This is a genomic window from Alpinimonas psychrophila (assembly GCF_014137865.1).
Taxonomy (GTDB): Bacteria; Actinomycetota; Actinomycetes; order Actinomycetales; family Microbacteriaceae; genus Alpinimonas; species Alpinimonas psychrophila.
In genome coordinates, this window is sequence record NZ_JACGWU010000006.1 from 119,503 (window position 1) to 134,003 (window position 14,501).

General features: G+C 59.5%; 13 protein-coding genes. 8 read left to right on the forward strand and 5 right to left on the reverse strand.

Going from position 1 to position 14,501, the window contains the following annotated elements; all coding sequences use genetic code 11:
• Window positions 1–88: 88 nt before the first annotated feature.
• From FB555_RS08945 to FB555_RS08955, 3 genes are all read right to left on the reverse strand, one after another.
• Complete coding sequence (locus tag FB555_RS08945; protein ID WP_182485134.1) at window positions 89–412, reverse strand: chorismate mutase; 324 nt, start codon at window positions 410–412, stop codon at window positions 89–91.
• 87 nt (window positions 413–499) lie between these two features.
• Entirely contained in the window at window positions 500–1,405 is a 906-nt protein-coding gene (locus FB555_RS08950; RefSeq protein WP_246323688.1) for a DMT family transporter, read from the reverse strand.
• Complete coding sequence (locus FB555_RS08955) at window positions 1,406–2,689, reverse strand: adenylosuccinate synthase (protein ID WP_182485135.1); 1,284 nt, start codon at window positions 2,687–2,689, stop codon at window positions 1,406–1,408.
• A 251-nt stretch (window positions 2,690–2,940) separates the two neighbouring features.
• Between FB555_RS08955 and FB555_RS08960 the strand changes: the two genes are divergently transcribed.
• From FB555_RS08960 to FB555_RS08975, 4 genes are read left to right on the forward strand one after another with little or no spacing between them, the layout of a single operon-like run.
• On the forward strand, window positions 2,941–4,827 hold the full coding sequence (locus FB555_RS08960) for a hypothetical protein (protein WP_182485136.1): 1,887 nt from the start codon (window positions 2,941–2,943) through the stop codon (window positions 4,825–4,827).
• On the forward strand, window positions 4,817–6,463 hold the full coding sequence (locus FB555_RS08965; RefSeq protein WP_182485137.1) for an ArnT family glycosyltransferase: 1,647 nt from the start codon (window positions 4,817–4,819) through the stop codon (window positions 6,461–6,463). The genes FB555_RS08960 and FB555_RS08965 overlap by 11 nt, the downstream gene beginning before the upstream one ends.
• Window positions 6,460–8,412: a glycosyltransferase gene (locus FB555_RS08970; RefSeq protein ID WP_182485138.1), complete on the forward strand. Its 1,953-nt coding sequence runs from the start codon at window positions 6,460–6,462 to the stop codon at window positions 8,410–8,412. Before FB555_RS08965 ends, FB555_RS08970 begins: the two co-directional genes overlap by 4 nt.
• A gap of 22 nt (window positions 8,413–8,434) precedes the next feature.
• Entirely contained in the window at window positions 8,435–10,246 is a 1,812-nt protein-coding gene (locus tag FB555_RS08975; RefSeq protein ID WP_182485139.1) for a putative bifunctional diguanylate cyclase/phosphodiesterase, read from the forward strand.
• 18 nt (window positions 10,247–10,264) lie between these two features.
• Here FB555_RS08975 and FB555_RS08980 read toward each other — a convergent pair whose 3' ends face one another.
• A complete protein-coding gene (locus FB555_RS08980) occupies window positions 10,265–10,921 on the reverse strand; it encodes a TrmH family RNA methyltransferase (RefSeq protein ID WP_182485140.1) in 657 nt (218 codons plus the stop codon).
• Between the two features lie 73 nt (window positions 10,922–10,994).
• Between FB555_RS08980 and FB555_RS08985 the strand changes: the two genes are divergently transcribed.
• Window positions 10,995–11,957 (forward strand): quinone oxidoreductase family protein, encoded by a 963-nt coding sequence (locus FB555_RS08985; protein WP_182485157.1) that lies wholly within the window; start codon window positions 10,995–10,997, stop codon window positions 11,955–11,957.
• Between the two features lie 17 nt (window positions 11,958–11,974).
• Here the strand turns inward: FB555_RS08985 and pyrE are convergent, their stop codons facing one another.
• Complete coding sequence (pyrE, locus tag FB555_RS08990) at window positions 11,975–12,529, reverse strand: orotate phosphoribosyltransferase (protein ID WP_182485141.1); 555 nt, start codon at window positions 12,527–12,529, stop codon at window positions 11,975–11,977.
• A 118-nt stretch (window positions 12,530–12,647) separates the two neighbouring features.
• Here pyrE and FB555_RS08995 point away from each other — a divergent pair, with 118 nt between their 5' ends.
• The 3 genes from FB555_RS08995 to FB555_RS09005 all read left to right on the forward strand — a co-directional run.
• Window positions 12,648–13,013 carry a VOC family protein gene (locus tag FB555_RS08995; RefSeq protein WP_182485142.1) on the forward strand — a complete coding sequence of 122 codons (366 nt, stop codon included), beginning with the start codon at window positions 12,648–12,650 and terminating at the stop codon, window positions 13,011–13,013.
• Window positions 13,014–13,053: 40 nt separating this feature from the next.
• A complete protein-coding gene (locus tag FB555_RS09000; RefSeq protein WP_182485143.1) occupies window positions 13,054–14,028 on the forward strand; it encodes a ketopantoate reductase family protein in 975 nt (324 codons plus the stop codon).
• 4 nt (window positions 14,029–14,032) lie between these two features.
• The coding region (locus tag FB555_RS09005; RefSeq protein ID WP_182485144.1) for an exodeoxyribonuclease III at window positions 14,033–14,501 on the forward strand (469 nt) is incomplete at its 3' end.

The window sequence follows — 14,501 nt, forward strand, 5'->3', positions numbered from 1 at the left end:
GACGGTTTGCCCTGCCAGATGGCAGACAAGGCCAACGGCTCACCCCAGAGGCAACAGAGGCAACGACGACAGGTCCCTGCTGGAGGTGTTACTCCGCGTCGGCGGCCAGACGCTCATGGTGGTGAATGACCTCGGAAACCACGAAGTTGAACCACTTCTCGGCGAAGGCGGGGTCGAGGTTAGCGTCTTCGGCGAGAGCCCGAAGGCGGGCGACCTGGCGGGCCTCGCGCGCAGGGTCGGAAGCCGGCAGATCGTGCGTCGCCTTGAGGCGGCCCACCTGTTGAGTGAACTTGAACCGCTCGGCCAGCATGTGAATCAGCGCGGCATCAATGTTGTCGATACTTTGACGGATGCTCACAAGCTCGGCCATCACAGCGGGGTCAATGCTCGGGGAGGAGTTCTCTGCAACCATGGTGCAAGATTACCGCAGAGGTCGGCTCGACACAGGAGGGCGAACGAGCAGGTCGCAGCAGTGGGCTGCTCAACCGCGGAGCTGCATCTAACGCGGGCGGCGCAAAAGCGACCGCTGACGCATCACGAGAATTCCGATGATGGCAATGGCCGCCCCAACGGGCTCGTTCCACGACAGGGTCTCGCCCAAGATCAGCACACCGAGCGCCACCCCGATAATGGGAGTCAGGTACGTGACCGTGGAATTCCGCGTCGGGCCCCACGCGCGCATCACGTTGATGTTCCACAGGAACGCAATGCCGGTTCCGAAGATGCCGAGGGCGAGCATGCTGAGCACGATCCAACCGTTTAACGCGAGCGGCCCGGGCACCAAAACGGGACTCAACACGAGCATCAAAACGGCAGCCGTGCCGACCTGTCCGAAGGCAACCATGGGGGCCGAGATCCCGCGCGGGGTGACGAACTTTCGCAGATATCCGCTGGTGAATCCGTAACAAACAGTGGCCAAGATGGCTGCGAGTTGCCCCCAGAGGCTAGCGCCCAGAAGGTCGCCATTCCAGGGAGAAATGATGACAAAGACTCCGACGAGACCGATCAGGATTCCATAAATCTGGTTGCGGGTGAGCTTCTCAACGTGGAAGGCAAACGTCACCATGAGCGCCGTGGTGATCGGCGTGATGCCGTTGAAGATACTGGCCAATGCCGAGGAGATGTGCTGTTCAGCCCATGCCCAGAGCAGGAACGGAACAGCGACACCGGTCAGGCCGGCAACAGTCAAGTGGCCCCAGAGTTTGAGATCGCGCGGCAGGCGTTCGCGCATAAAGAGCACGATGATCCCCATCGTCAGCGCCCCGATAAGGATGCGCGCCCACGCGACTTGCCCCCACGTCATGCCGTCGAGGGCAACCTTCATGAAGAGAAAACTCGCCCCCCACGCGAAGGCCATGCCGATAAATTGCAGGGTAACTTTTATCGACGAGCCTTGTGGAATCATTTAAACGAGGTCGTGCAACACGACGATGGCATCGCGGCCGGGGCCCACGCCGATCGCCGAAATGCGAGCGCCGCTCATGCCTTCAAGCGCGCGAACATAGCTCTGCGCCGTCGCAGGCAGGTCGGCGAAGGTGCGCACGCCCGTAATGTCTTCACTCCAGCCGGGGAACATCTCGTAGATGGGCTTGGCGTGGTGGAAGTCCGTCTGAGACACAGGCATCTCCTCCACGCGAACGCCGTCAACCTCGTAGGCCACACACACTGGAATCTCGGCAAGGCCGGTCAGAACATCCAGCTTGGTGAGAACGAAGTCGGTGACACCGTTGATGCGCGAGGTGTAGCGCGCGATGGGCGCGTCGTACCAGCCGCAGCGGCGGGGACGACCGGTGGTCGTTCCAAACTCAAATCCTGCCGCGCGCAAGAACTCTCCCGACTCATCGAAAAGTTCGGTAGGGAACGGGCCGGAGCCAACGCGCGTCGTATACGCCTTGATGACGGCGATCACGCGCTTGATCCGGTTGGGGCCAATACCCGAACCCGTGGCCGCGCCGCCACTGGTGGCCGAGGATGACGTGACGAAGGGGTACGTCCCGTGGTCAATGTCGAGCATGGTGGCCTGGCCTCCCTCGAAGAGCACAATCTTGCCGGCATCCAGAGCGTGGTTCAACTCGAGCGCGGTGTCGGCCACCATCGGCCGCAGCCGATCGGCGTACGAGAGGAGCTCGGCAACGACAGCATCCGCGTCAATGGCACGGCGGTTATAGATTTTGACCAGCAGATGGTTCTTGATGTCGAGGGCGCTCTCTACTTTCTGGCGAAGAATTCCCTCGTCAAAAATATCTTGAATCCGGATGCCCACACGGTTGATTTTGTCAGCGTAGGCCGGGCCAATACCGCGACCGGTAGTCCCTATTTGGCGCTTACCGAGAAAACGCTCGGTGACCTTATCGAGGGTGCGGTGGTACTGCGTAATGACATGCGCGTTGGCGCTGACGCGAAGACGCGAGACGTCGATGCCGCGGGAGGTCAGGGCATCCAGTTCGCTGAAAAGAACCTCGATATCGACAACAACACCGTTGGCAATAATGGGGGTAACACCGGGGGTCAGGATGCCCGAGGGCAGCAGGTGCAACGCGTACTTTTCGTTGCCGACAACAACGGTGTGGCCGGCGTTGTTGCCGCCATTGAACTTGACGACATAGTCGATGCGGGAGGCCAAAAGATCAGTGGCTTTACCCTTACCTTCGTCGCCCCACTGAGCACCGATCAAGACGATTGCTGGCATGACATTCCCCTTACAGAAAAAGTGCGGCAAGCGAGTGAAACGCGCTACCAGTACCTCATTCTATCCAGTCGTGTGGGCGGGCGCGAAGTGTGACGGTCAGTGGAGAAATTGCCCTGATTCGAACTTCTCAACGTCAGACCAACATGTTAGATTTATTTTGAGGAAGATACACAGGGGTAGAAAAAATGTATAGGAGCGACTCCTATCGGGGGAGCCAATTTGTTGCGCGCGTTTTCGCCGCAAGCATAATTGTGACCTTATTATCACTTGGCCTGCTGACGGGAGCATCAGCCCAGGGCTTGGACGGGCCAACTGCCGCCAGCAACGCAGAGCAGACGTTGACCTTCACCTCCACCCTGACGGCTGTCGGCCACGCCGGCCGAGGAGAGACCACGCTTCCCATTCCGGCAGGGTTGACACCCTTATTACTCACGGGCCAGATCACAGGCGTGTCCACCGGCAGCGGCACCGTCACGGTTGCAGTTGGCTCAGTCGCGACAAGCGTTTCGCTTCGATCCGGGGGAGCCATCAGCCTCGTTTTGACCCCCGACATGGTGATCAATTCGAGCATCACCGTCACACTCACGAATGACATCAACCCGAATGTCGGCGAGACTTGCAGCGCCGACTCCACATCGATTGCAACGTTTGCGGACATAAGCGTCCTCACGACAGGCTCCGAAGATGCCCCCTCAACCGTGGCAGGGTTCTTCGCTCCCAGCGTCACGTCAATTACCGTCGTGAGTGCAGATGTGGCAAACCCGCTCGTCAATGAAGCGGTGTTGGCTGCCGTAGGTAGCCTTTCGTCACGATTCGATCGCAACACCATGATTAGTGCCTCGACGCTACCCGAGTTTGTTCCCAAGATCGGGGCCGGAGCTCGGACCGTCATGATTGAGGCAAACAATGAAAAGACCGTTCACGCCGATATCAGCAGTCAATTTCCCGCAACAATGACACTGTCGGGGCCAGCCAAAGACCTCCCCTTGGCGGCGGCGGCTCTCGGCTCAACTAGGCTCGGCCTTGCCGGTTCCAACGCCGTGACCGACCTGATTCAAACAGGAAATGCCGCAACGCAACTCAGCTTCAGTCTTGCCGACCTCGGCGCAGCCCAGCCGGTCCTGGCGGGAATAGGCCGCATGACCTATTCCACCACGCTCAGCCAGTCGCGATTTGGCGGACCAATGAGGGCTCATTCCGTGCACTTGGAAGGGGGGACCACGCCCACTCCCACTGGAGGCATTGTGAATGTCTCCGTTCTGTGGAATGACCAAATCGTCAACTCTCAGATCATCGCCAATTCAGATAAATGGATCGTTGATCTCACGATTGATTCGACCCTCGTCAAGCGCGACAACACACTCGAAGTGCGCCTCGATGCCCTGCCCCCCGGCGACTTCTGCGACGCAACTGCATTTCCCGCTGAGCTCGACATCAACGGCGCTGCAAGTATCGTCACCGGGTTTCCCGGGCAGAGCCTCACGCCTGGATTCGAGCGCTTTCCTCAGACACTGGGCACCCGTCTCCCCGTCACTTTCGGCACTGGCGTTGTCACCCCTGCAATGCTCGAGCAGGCAGCCCAATTGGTCTCGGCCCTCCAGCAGGCATCCGTGCCGCAACTCAGTGTGACTCTGGTAGATTTCTCAACCTTCATCAACGCCAGCTATCCCGGGGTTGTCGTCGGTGCAACGCCGGCCGACTCTGAAGCTCTCGCCTCTCCCCTTCGTTTTGCGCCGTGGCGATCCGTTGATAGTTCTGGCACCGCTTTCTCCGTGACCGTCGAGGGGCCATTTGCCGCCCTCGAAGCCTTTACGACGCGGGGGCGAGACCTGCTCATGCTCGGAGCGACCGACGCGACAACCTCCACGGGTTCCCTTGAGACGCGTCTTGCAAATGCCGCCAACGCTGCCCCCTTCGGGTTCTTCGTACTGACCGGCGATCTGCTCGTGGCCGAACCGGGGCAGCCAGATCTTGCCCTGAATACGTCGTCGCTCGTTCCTCAGGACCAAGTCACATCAGGTGTCCCTATTCCGATCTGGATCTACATCGCGGCGGGCGTTCTCATTCTTGTCATTGTTTTTCGCTTGATTGCCCTCCGCAAGCGGAAACAGCGCATAAAGTCCGGCATTGCTTCGTGAGGCTGGGGCTCCCGTCGCAGTCCCTGTGGTCGACAGCGACGTTGTAGAGGACTCCCCCCCTCAAGCGGGACAACGCATTCGTGGAACCATCGTGGTTGCCGGCCTTGCCCTCGTCGTCGGCGTGATGAGCTCGGCATTCATGTTTCATCAGGACTGGCTGTTGCTCTATTCCGACGCCCAGTCACACCTCACAATTGCCCGACGTATCTTCGACTCTAAGGAGCCTGGATTCGCGCAAATAGGCACGGTCTGGCTTCCTTTTCCACACCTTCTCCTCCTTCCGCTCGTCGCCTCCTACACGCTGTGGCACACGGGGCTGGCAGCGGCAATTCTGGGCACGGGCTGTCTTGCAGTCTCGGCAGCGGCCCTCTGGCGCATCACCGCACGCGTGGGTTTTCCTTCCGCAGCGCGGTGGGTCACCGTCGCGGTTTTCGTTTTCAACCCCTCAATTTTGTACCTCTACACGGTGGCCCTGACCGAACCGGTGCTCATCGCGTGCCTCCTTGCCGCCATTGCCGGGCTCTCCGGATGGATTTTTGCTCGGCCAACGTATTCCCCTGGACAACTCGCCATTACTGCCGGCATTCCTTCCGCCGCCGCCATTCTGACCCGGTATGAGGGCTGGGCCTTCGTCTTCGTGGGCGTCCTGTTTGTCATCATTGCCTCATGGCGGCGCTGGCGGTCAGCCAAACACACGCTGGTCTTGGTGGGTTTCTACCTCGCTGTGCCCGCCGCCGCAGTCATCTGGTGGCTGTCATTCAACTGGATTGTTTTTGGGTCACCACTCGAGTTCGCCAAAGGTATCTACTCGGCTGCCGCCCAACAGCAAACCCTTGCCGTCGCCGGGCTCCTCCCGACACAGGGCAACCTTGCCCTCTCGCTCGAAACGTACGACTGGAGCATCGTAGGTTTCATGGGAATACCGATGCTGGTATTAGCCGGGTTCGGTGCCATTGTCGTCTTCATCTCGCGGGGACTGTCAACAACATCCCTCATAATTTGGATGCCCGGCTTCATATATCCGTTTGCCATTCTCAGCCTCTACCTTGGGCAGACCGCGATTCGAAATGGCCACTCCCTCCCTCCTGGCCTCTTCAACATTCGATTCGCTGCCGGCCTCACACCGCTTATTGCCCTTCTCGTTGGCGCCCTTGTCGCCTATGTCTTCAGCCGTTCAATGCCCGCCGGGTGGGCCTTGACAGCCATCGCTCTGGCCACCACGGCCGGCTTCACTGCCTGGTCCTATACGGTCCCCTTGGCACGCATTGATGTCATTCGTGAAGGTATTTCGACAACGCAGAGCGGGTCGGATTCCTCGGCGGCCACGGCATGGCTGGCTGCCCACGTCAAAGGCGGGGATGTGCTGATCGACGAGGGTGCCAACCCCGTTTTGATGCAACTCGACGTGCCCCTGAGTCAGGTCTACGCGCGTTTCACTGGCTCAAGTTTTGATCGAGCCTTGTCATCACCGGCCGAGTATGTGACCTGGGTTTACGTCAATACAGAAAACCCCTCGGACCTGGTGTGGAAGGCCGTGAAAAATGATCCGGGATTCCTGTCTCGGTTCGCCCTCGTCTATGAATCCGGTCCGATTCGAATCTACGAGCTCACAAGCTCCCTCGAAGGTAGCCGATGACTCAACGTGAAGAGGCACATAAGCCCATCGGGCAAATTCTCGTGAGTGCTGGCCACGTCACAGAGCTCGACGTGCAGAACGCCTTGGAATCGCAGCGCCTGACAGGCGGCCGGGTGGGGCAGATCCTGATTCTGGATGGCGCCATCAGTCGGCTCGATTTCTATGCGGGGCTTGCCTCTCAAATGGGAGTGCCGTTCATCAATCTGATGGAAAATTCTCCCGATGCCGGCATTCTTGACGATTTCGAACCTACCGATCTCGTTCAGGCAGAGTGGATACCTTTTCACCGCGACGGTGGCGTTCTGACAATCGTCACGTCGATACCGTTGACTCCGCCTGCTCTGGAAGAAATTCGAACCCGTTTCAACGCGGATTCCATTAGCATGAACGTGACCACGAATTGGGACATTACTCAAACCGTGATGAGGTACTGCCGAGCTCGACTCCTCTTCAACGCGGCCGAGGCCCTAGCTAACAACTCCCCTGACAGGTCTGCCAAATCCGGTTTGAGACTCTGGCAAAAAATCGTCACCGGTGCGCTGGCGTGCGCACTCATCGCTGGATTTATTTTCGAACGCACCCCAACGGTCGTGACCTTGTTGGTCGTGGCCAATGTTCTCTTCCTTATCGCGGTGAGCTTTCGCACGCTCACATCGATTGTTGGCGCCTTCAGCCGGCACGACGCTGACGTCGTTGCCCAAGCGATCGCCGCCGCTCATGCGCGCACCGGCGGTCTCGACGATGGAGAGAGCGGTGAGCCGACCCCCAATCTCGTACCCGAACCCGACTTGCCGGTATACACGATATTGGTCCCCGTATTTCACGAAGCCAACGTTGTGACAAAGGTCATTCACCACATCGGACAACTCGATTGGCCCACGGCGAAACTTCAGGTTCTTCTCATCATGGAGGAAGACGACGTCTCCACGATTCAGGCGTGCAAAGATGCCCGCCCACCCGAGTATGTCGACCTGCTGATTGTTCCTGCGGGATCACCCATGACGAAACCGAGGGCCTGCAACTTCGCCCTCATGTTTGCCCAGGGAGATTTTCTCGTTATTTTCGACGCCGAAGATCGCCCAGACCCCAACCAACTGCGCGTCGCCTACGCGGCTTTTCTCGCTGCTGACGAGGCCACGGCCCTGGACCCCACGACGAAACCGTTGGTCTGCGTGCAGGCATCCCTCAACTACTTCAATTCTCGTCAGAATGTGCTGACCCGCATGTTCACCCTCGAGTATTCGACCTGGTTTGACGGCATGCTCCCCGGCATGGAGGCTCTCAGCCTTCCGATTCCCCTCGGGGGTACCTCCAACCATTTTCGAACGCCCCTCTTGCGTCAACTCGGTGGCTGGGATCCCTACAACGTCACCGAGGATGCCGACCTCGGCATGCGGGCGGCCGTCGCCAAATTCAGAATTACGACCATTAACTCCACGACGTGGGAGGAAGCGTGCTCGGAGGTACCCGCGTGGATTCGTCAGCGGACCCGGTGGATCAAGGGGTACATGGTGACGGCTCTCGTCGACGCCCGTTTCCCGGTACGTTTTCTGAAGTCCGCGGGTTGGCGCGGTGCCTTCTCATCCTTTGCCCTGATCGCCTCCACACCGTTGCTCTTTCTTTCTTACCCTCTGGTCTGGGGATTCACGATCTTGACGTACATGGGGGTGCGCTTCTCAGAATTCGACCTCCCGCCCGTTTTTGCGACGGCTGCGGTGTGGAATGCCGTCGTGGGCAATCTATGCGTCATCGCCCTGGCCGCGTATGCCGGCTGGCGGCGCCAAGGATGGCGCCTCGCCTCCTACGCCCTCGTGAATCCGGCCTATTGGTTTCTCCACTCCTACGCGGCGTGGCGAGCCTTCGGACAACTCATCCTCAAACCTTTTAGCTGGGAAAAAACACCGCACGGGCTTGATAACCGCCCGCTCGAAAGGGGCGAGGTAACCTGATCCTGAGAAACGAATGCACGGAATGACCCAAGAAGGAAACCTCTCCTCCGTGTTAACCGACTTCGCCCTGACCATGGCATCCGATATCCCTGTCAAAACGATGGTCGACGAGCTCGTGCGCAGAATTTGCGACATTCTCCCCATTGACGGCGCCGCGGTAACCCTGCAGGGCGCACAGAGTGCACCCCGACTACTCGCAGCATCCAGCATTCACGTAAAGCAAATGGAGGATGCCCAGATCGAGTTGGGCGAAGGCCCCTCTGTCACTGCCTATTTGCTCGAAGCGCCCGTTGCCGTGTCTGATTTCTCGCGAGACACGGACTATCCCAGCCTCGTTCGGACTATGAGATTGGCGGGCCTGAAAGCCGCCTTTGCCTTTCCCTTGAGATACGGAGACCACTGTCTCGGCACCCTCAGCCTCTACCGAGCGGTCGCCACTGCGCTCGCCCCGAGCGACACGGACACCGCCCAAACGCTGGCCGACGTCACCGCCGCCTACCTTTTCAATGCCCGCAACAAAGTTCAGGTGGCTCTCGCCTCAAGCCTGCATGAGTTGAATGCGACCCATGATGCCCTCACCGGGCTCCCGAACCGGGCCTTCCTTAATCGTCAAACGCGGATCGCCTCGGATCTTGCTAACCAGAAGAACTTTAGAACGTGCGTCCTTTTTCTCGACGTTGACCATTTGAAGATTGTCAACGATTCCCATGGCCACGCTGTTGGAGACGAACTTCTCGTGGCCGTCGCCGATCGGATCTCCGCAGTCCTTCGGCAAGGCGACACTTTGTCGAGAGTCTCCGGCGACGAGTTCATCATTCTCTGCAATAACGTCAAGGTCGATGACGACGTCGAAAGGCTGGCGGCACGAATAAAGAAAACCATCAGCCTCCCATTTGTCTTAACCAACCACGTCCTCGTCGTGAGCATCAGCATTGGTATCGCCATCTCCGAACCTGGCGAAACGGACATCGAGGCCCTGATTGATAACGCCGATCGGGCGATGTACCGCGCCAAACGCCTCGGCCCTGGAATCCACCAACTCTTTGACGAACATATGGATGACGACGAGCGCGCCAAAATATTGCTCACGGTAGACCTCACCGCCGCCATTGGCTCAGAACAGATTGTTTTGGGCTATCAACCCATCATTCGCAATAGTGACGGCCTGATGACGGGGGTCGAAGCCCTCTTCCGCTGGACTCATCCGACGCTCGGCTACATCAGTGCTACTCGAGCCATTGCTCTTGCAGAAGAAAGTGGTCTCATCATCGAAATCGGAAACTGGGTTCTCGAAACGGCCTGTGGCGCCCAGTCCGCGTGGACGCGTGCCAAGCCCGAGCATCCTATGACGGTCAGCATCAACGTGTCGGCCAAACAGCTCATGGACCCTGATTTTGCCGATCGCGTGGCGGTGATTTTGGCCGACCAAGGGACGAACCCTGAGTCGGTTATTTTGGAAGTAACCGAAAGTGCGGTCTTCGACGGCGGACCGGCGCCCAAAGCGAACCTGAAGCGCTTGCAGACATTGGGAATGCGGGTCTCGCTCGATGACTTCGGCACGGGCTACAGTACCCTGACCCACCTGCGCACGTTCACCACGAACAACGTCAAGATTGATCAGCAGTTCATCTCGGACATGGCCAATGACCGCGTGGCGGCCGTGATTGTCACCTCCATAACAAACCTCGCCCAAAGCCTTGGAGCGTCGGTGACAGCGGAGGGAATCGAAACGGAACTGCAGCAGGCCTTGGTTATTGCTGCGGGAGCAGACTATTCGCAGGGCTTCCTCTTTGGTCGCGCGATGTCGGTCGAGGCGATTCTGGCGCTTCTTTAGGACGAAATTAGGACGAAACTACGCTGAAAAGTCCACGTGCTGCATGATCCACGAGTGCATGGTGACGGCAGCGGCAGCGGAGGCGTTGATCGATCGGGTCGAACCAAATTGACTGATCTCGATGACGGCCTCGGCGGCAGCGATGGCCTCGGGCGATAGGCCGGGGCCCTCCTGCCCGAATAACAGCACGCACGCAGCGGGAAAATCGAAGGTTTCGATTTTGACGCATCCGGGAACGTTATCAATGGCGAGAATGGGCAGACCCTCGGTCTTGGCCCAGGCCACAAGGTCTTCAACCGTTTCGTGGTGAACGACGTGTTGGTAGCGATCGGTCACCATGGCTCCGCGCTTGTTCCAGCGGCGGCGGCCCACAATGTGCACGGTGTCGGCGGCAAAAGCGTTGGCGCTGCGTACGATCGACCCAATGTTCATGTCGTGCTGCCAGTTCTCAATGGCAACATGAAACGGATGCCGCTTCGTATCGAGGTCCGCAACGATGGCGTCCATGCGCCAGTAGCGGTACCGGTCGATGACGTTGCGGGTGTCCCCCGTGGCCAACAATTCTGCGTCGTACCAGGGCTCCGTTGGGAGCGCGCCGATCCACGGCCCGACGCCCGACGTGCTCAACTCGTGCGTGGGTGATGGCGCGGGAAGGTTTTGGGGGTTCTCAGTCACTTGATTAGGTTACAGACTGTAAGGACCGACAATTGGAGGCACCAGAGTGAACGAGCAGTCGAAGTCGATCGTGATGACCGAGTACGGGGAGCCTGAAGTCTTGAAGTACGTGGATTCAGCCATTCCCGTCACCGGACGTGGTCAGGTGCTCGTCAAGCTCTCTGCCATCGGCGTGAACTTCGTCGACATCTACCGCCGTCAAGGTATCTACCCGGTGGCGCTTCCGCATACTCCCGGCGGTGAAGGCGCAGGCGTGATCGTGGCTCTGGGCGAAGGAGTTGGTTCAGGCAATTCTGGCGATGTCGCCGTGGGTGATCGCGTTGCCTTCGCCGAGACGTACAAGACTTACGCCGAGTTTGTGGTGGTCGATGTCGAACATCTTCTCCCGGTTCCGGATGGCGTTGATGACACCACGGCTGCCGCCATCCCGCTGCAGGGGATGACCGCGCATTACCTCGCCACCTCGGTTTTCCCGCTGGCCAAGGGTCACACCGCGCTGATTCACGCGGGAGCGGGCGGTGTTGGTTTGCTGCTGACGCAGCTCGCTAAGGCCCGCGGTGCCCACGTAATTACGACGGTGTCTACGCCCGAAAAGGCCGAACTTTCGCGCCAGGCGGGCAGCGACCACGTCATCTACTACGAAGAATTCGATAAAACCGTGCGCGATCTCACCGGTGGCGTCGGCGTGGATGTTGTCTACGACGGTGTCGGACGGGACACCTTCGATCAGTCACTGGCGTGCTTGCGGGTACGCGGTTTGCTGGCGTTGTTCGGAGCGGCATCCGGGCCCGTTCCCCCCTTTGATCTCTCCCGGTTGGCGGCGGCGGGATCGCTGTCGGTCATCCGGCCCTCTATGGGCAACTACCTGCAGACGGCCGAAGAACGGCGCTGGCGCTCCGGCGAACTCTTTGACGCGATCGTGGCGGGCACACTGAAGGTGCGTATTGGAGCGACGTACCCGTTGGCCGATGCCGCGAAAGCCCACGAGGATTTAGCGGCCCGACGAACGACCGGAAAAGTGCTACTGGTTCCGTAGCGGCTGACCCACGGACGTTATTGCGGGTTGAGGCCCAGGTCTTCGAGGCCAATGGCCGAGAAGTACGGGTAACCGGCGGCTTCAATGCGCGCCTTGGCGTCGGTACCGCGGTCGACGACAACGGCGACGCCGACAACTTCGGCGCCGGCCTTTTCGAGAGCTTCGATGGCGGCCAGCGGGGATCCGCCGGTGGTGGACGTGTCTTCGAGCACGACAACGCGCCTTCCCTTGACCTCGGGGCCCTCGACCTGGCGGCCGCGACCGTGATCTTTGGGTTCCTTGCGCACAACAAAGGCGTCGTAGCTGAGGCCGCGCGCGGCGCCCTGATGAAGCACCGCCGAAGCGATGGGGTCAGCGCCCATGGTGAGGCCTCCCACGGCATCCACATTGGGAATCTGGGCGAGAAGATCGAGCATGACCTGACCAATCAGGGGAGCAACCCGGTGATCCAGGCTGACCTTGCGCAGATCGACGTAATAGGTAGCCTTCTTGCCGCTGGTCAGTGTGAAGTCGCCATGGAAAACAGCGTCAGACGTGATGTAGCGGATGAGCTGGGTGCGTGCGTCGGTCATGCCTTGAGTTTACTGGGGTGCCGGTTTTATCACTGGGGGCTTTCCGACGCCATCCTAGACTTTCAAAAGCCCCTACTGAAAGACTGTCTTTGTGCTCGCTCGATGTGAAGGAAATCCTATGTTCAACGGTATTGCATCTGTCATATTTCCGACCAGTAACCTCGAAGTTGACAAGACATTTTGGCAGGCGACGCTTGGTGTCGCTCCGTATTTCGATGAGCCGTTCTATGTCGGTTTCAACGTTAACGGCTGCGAGCTCGGGCTAGACCCGAATGCGGCAGACGAGGGACTCCCCTATCCCGTCACATATTGGACGACAACCGACATTCATGCCTCGCACGCCGCACTTCTAGCCGCTGGCGCCATTGCCCATAGAGACATCACATCCGTGGGAGATGGGGTTCTCGTGGTCACTATGAAGGACATTAGCGGCAACCTCTTTGGTCTTTTACAGCGGCGGCAGGATACAAGTTCGCCCCAGTAGTTCGATGAGAGAGAATGGGGGAAACACTCTGAGGGGCTCCATGCGCATTGGTATCATCGGCACGGGCGCGATGGCCAGTATCTTCGGCGGCGGTCTCATTGGCGCCGGGCACGAGGTTGTCTTTATTGGCAAGAATGCCGCGACCATTGCGGCGCTGAACGAGCACGGTCTCACGGTGGATCGCGACGGTTCCCCCTCCTCAAACTATGCGGCGAGCGCGACGATAGATGCGGCATCCGTTGGAATCTGCGACATCGTGCTGGTGCTCGTGAAGGCCTACGACACGCCCGCGGCCGTCAGCGCTCTCGTACCTTTGATTGCGCCTGAAACTAGTATTGTCACTCTGCAAAACGGGGTTGGCGCGGGCGAGATCATCGCCGCGGCTTTTCCTGAAAACCTAGAATCGGGCAAAATCGTGAAGGGTGTCACGTACCAAGGCGGCACGGTTCTTGCCCCGGGTCACGTCTATCACCACTCGACCGCGGCGACACTTTTTGGGCCATTTCTCGGCGCGGATACTGCCGGCGCGAAAAAAGTCGCCGCACTGTGGACAGAGGCTGGTTGGGCGGCATCCATTACTGACGACATCGACGCCGAGGTCTGGAAGAAGGTCGTCGTCAACGGGGTCAATGCGATTGCTGCGACCACTGGGTTGCCATCGCGCGCGATGACCGAGTCCCCCGCGGTGCGCCAACTCGTCGAAGACATTGTGCTTGAGGGGATGGCAGTGGCTCATGCGTTGGGGTACACCCAGCTCGATGAGCGGCAGGCCGTCGCCGACATTCTTCGGGTGTTGGCGGAGACGCCAGACGGGCGAACATCCATGCTGCAAGATATTGACGCCGGGCGCCGCACCGAGATTGACGTGCTCAACGGGGCCGTTATCGAGGCTGCCGAACGCCTGGACATTGACGTGCCACTGAACCGCGCCCTCTACACCCAAGTCATCCAATGGGAAGTAGCCCAGGGGCTGCGCTCGCCACGGTTTGGTGCTGGGGCAGGCACGGTAAATTAGTCTCATGCGCATGGCCACCTGGAACGTCAACTCGATTCGTGCCCGGGTTGACCGCGTCACCGACTACCTGATTCGGGAAGATATCGACGTGCTCTGCATGCAGGAGATCAAGTGCCGCGAGCACCAGTTTCCCTTCGATGCGTTCACCGCTGTCGGCTATGAGGTCGTCATGCACGGCCTGAACCAGTGGAACGGTGTGGCTATTGCGTCCCGGCTTCCCATGACGGATGTTGAGCGCGACTTCCCCTCCATGCCCGGCTTTGGCGAACCGGATGCCGACGGGGTATCCCCGCTCGAAGCCCGCGCGATTGGGGCAACCGTCGACGGGGTGCGTTTCTACTCTCTCTACATTCCCAACGGTCGCGAGCTCGATCACCCGCACTATACGTACAAGTTGGAATGGCTGCGCGGCCTGGCCCGCGATACCGCCGGCTGGCTGGCCGGCAGCCCCGAACTGCCCCTAGCCCTCACGG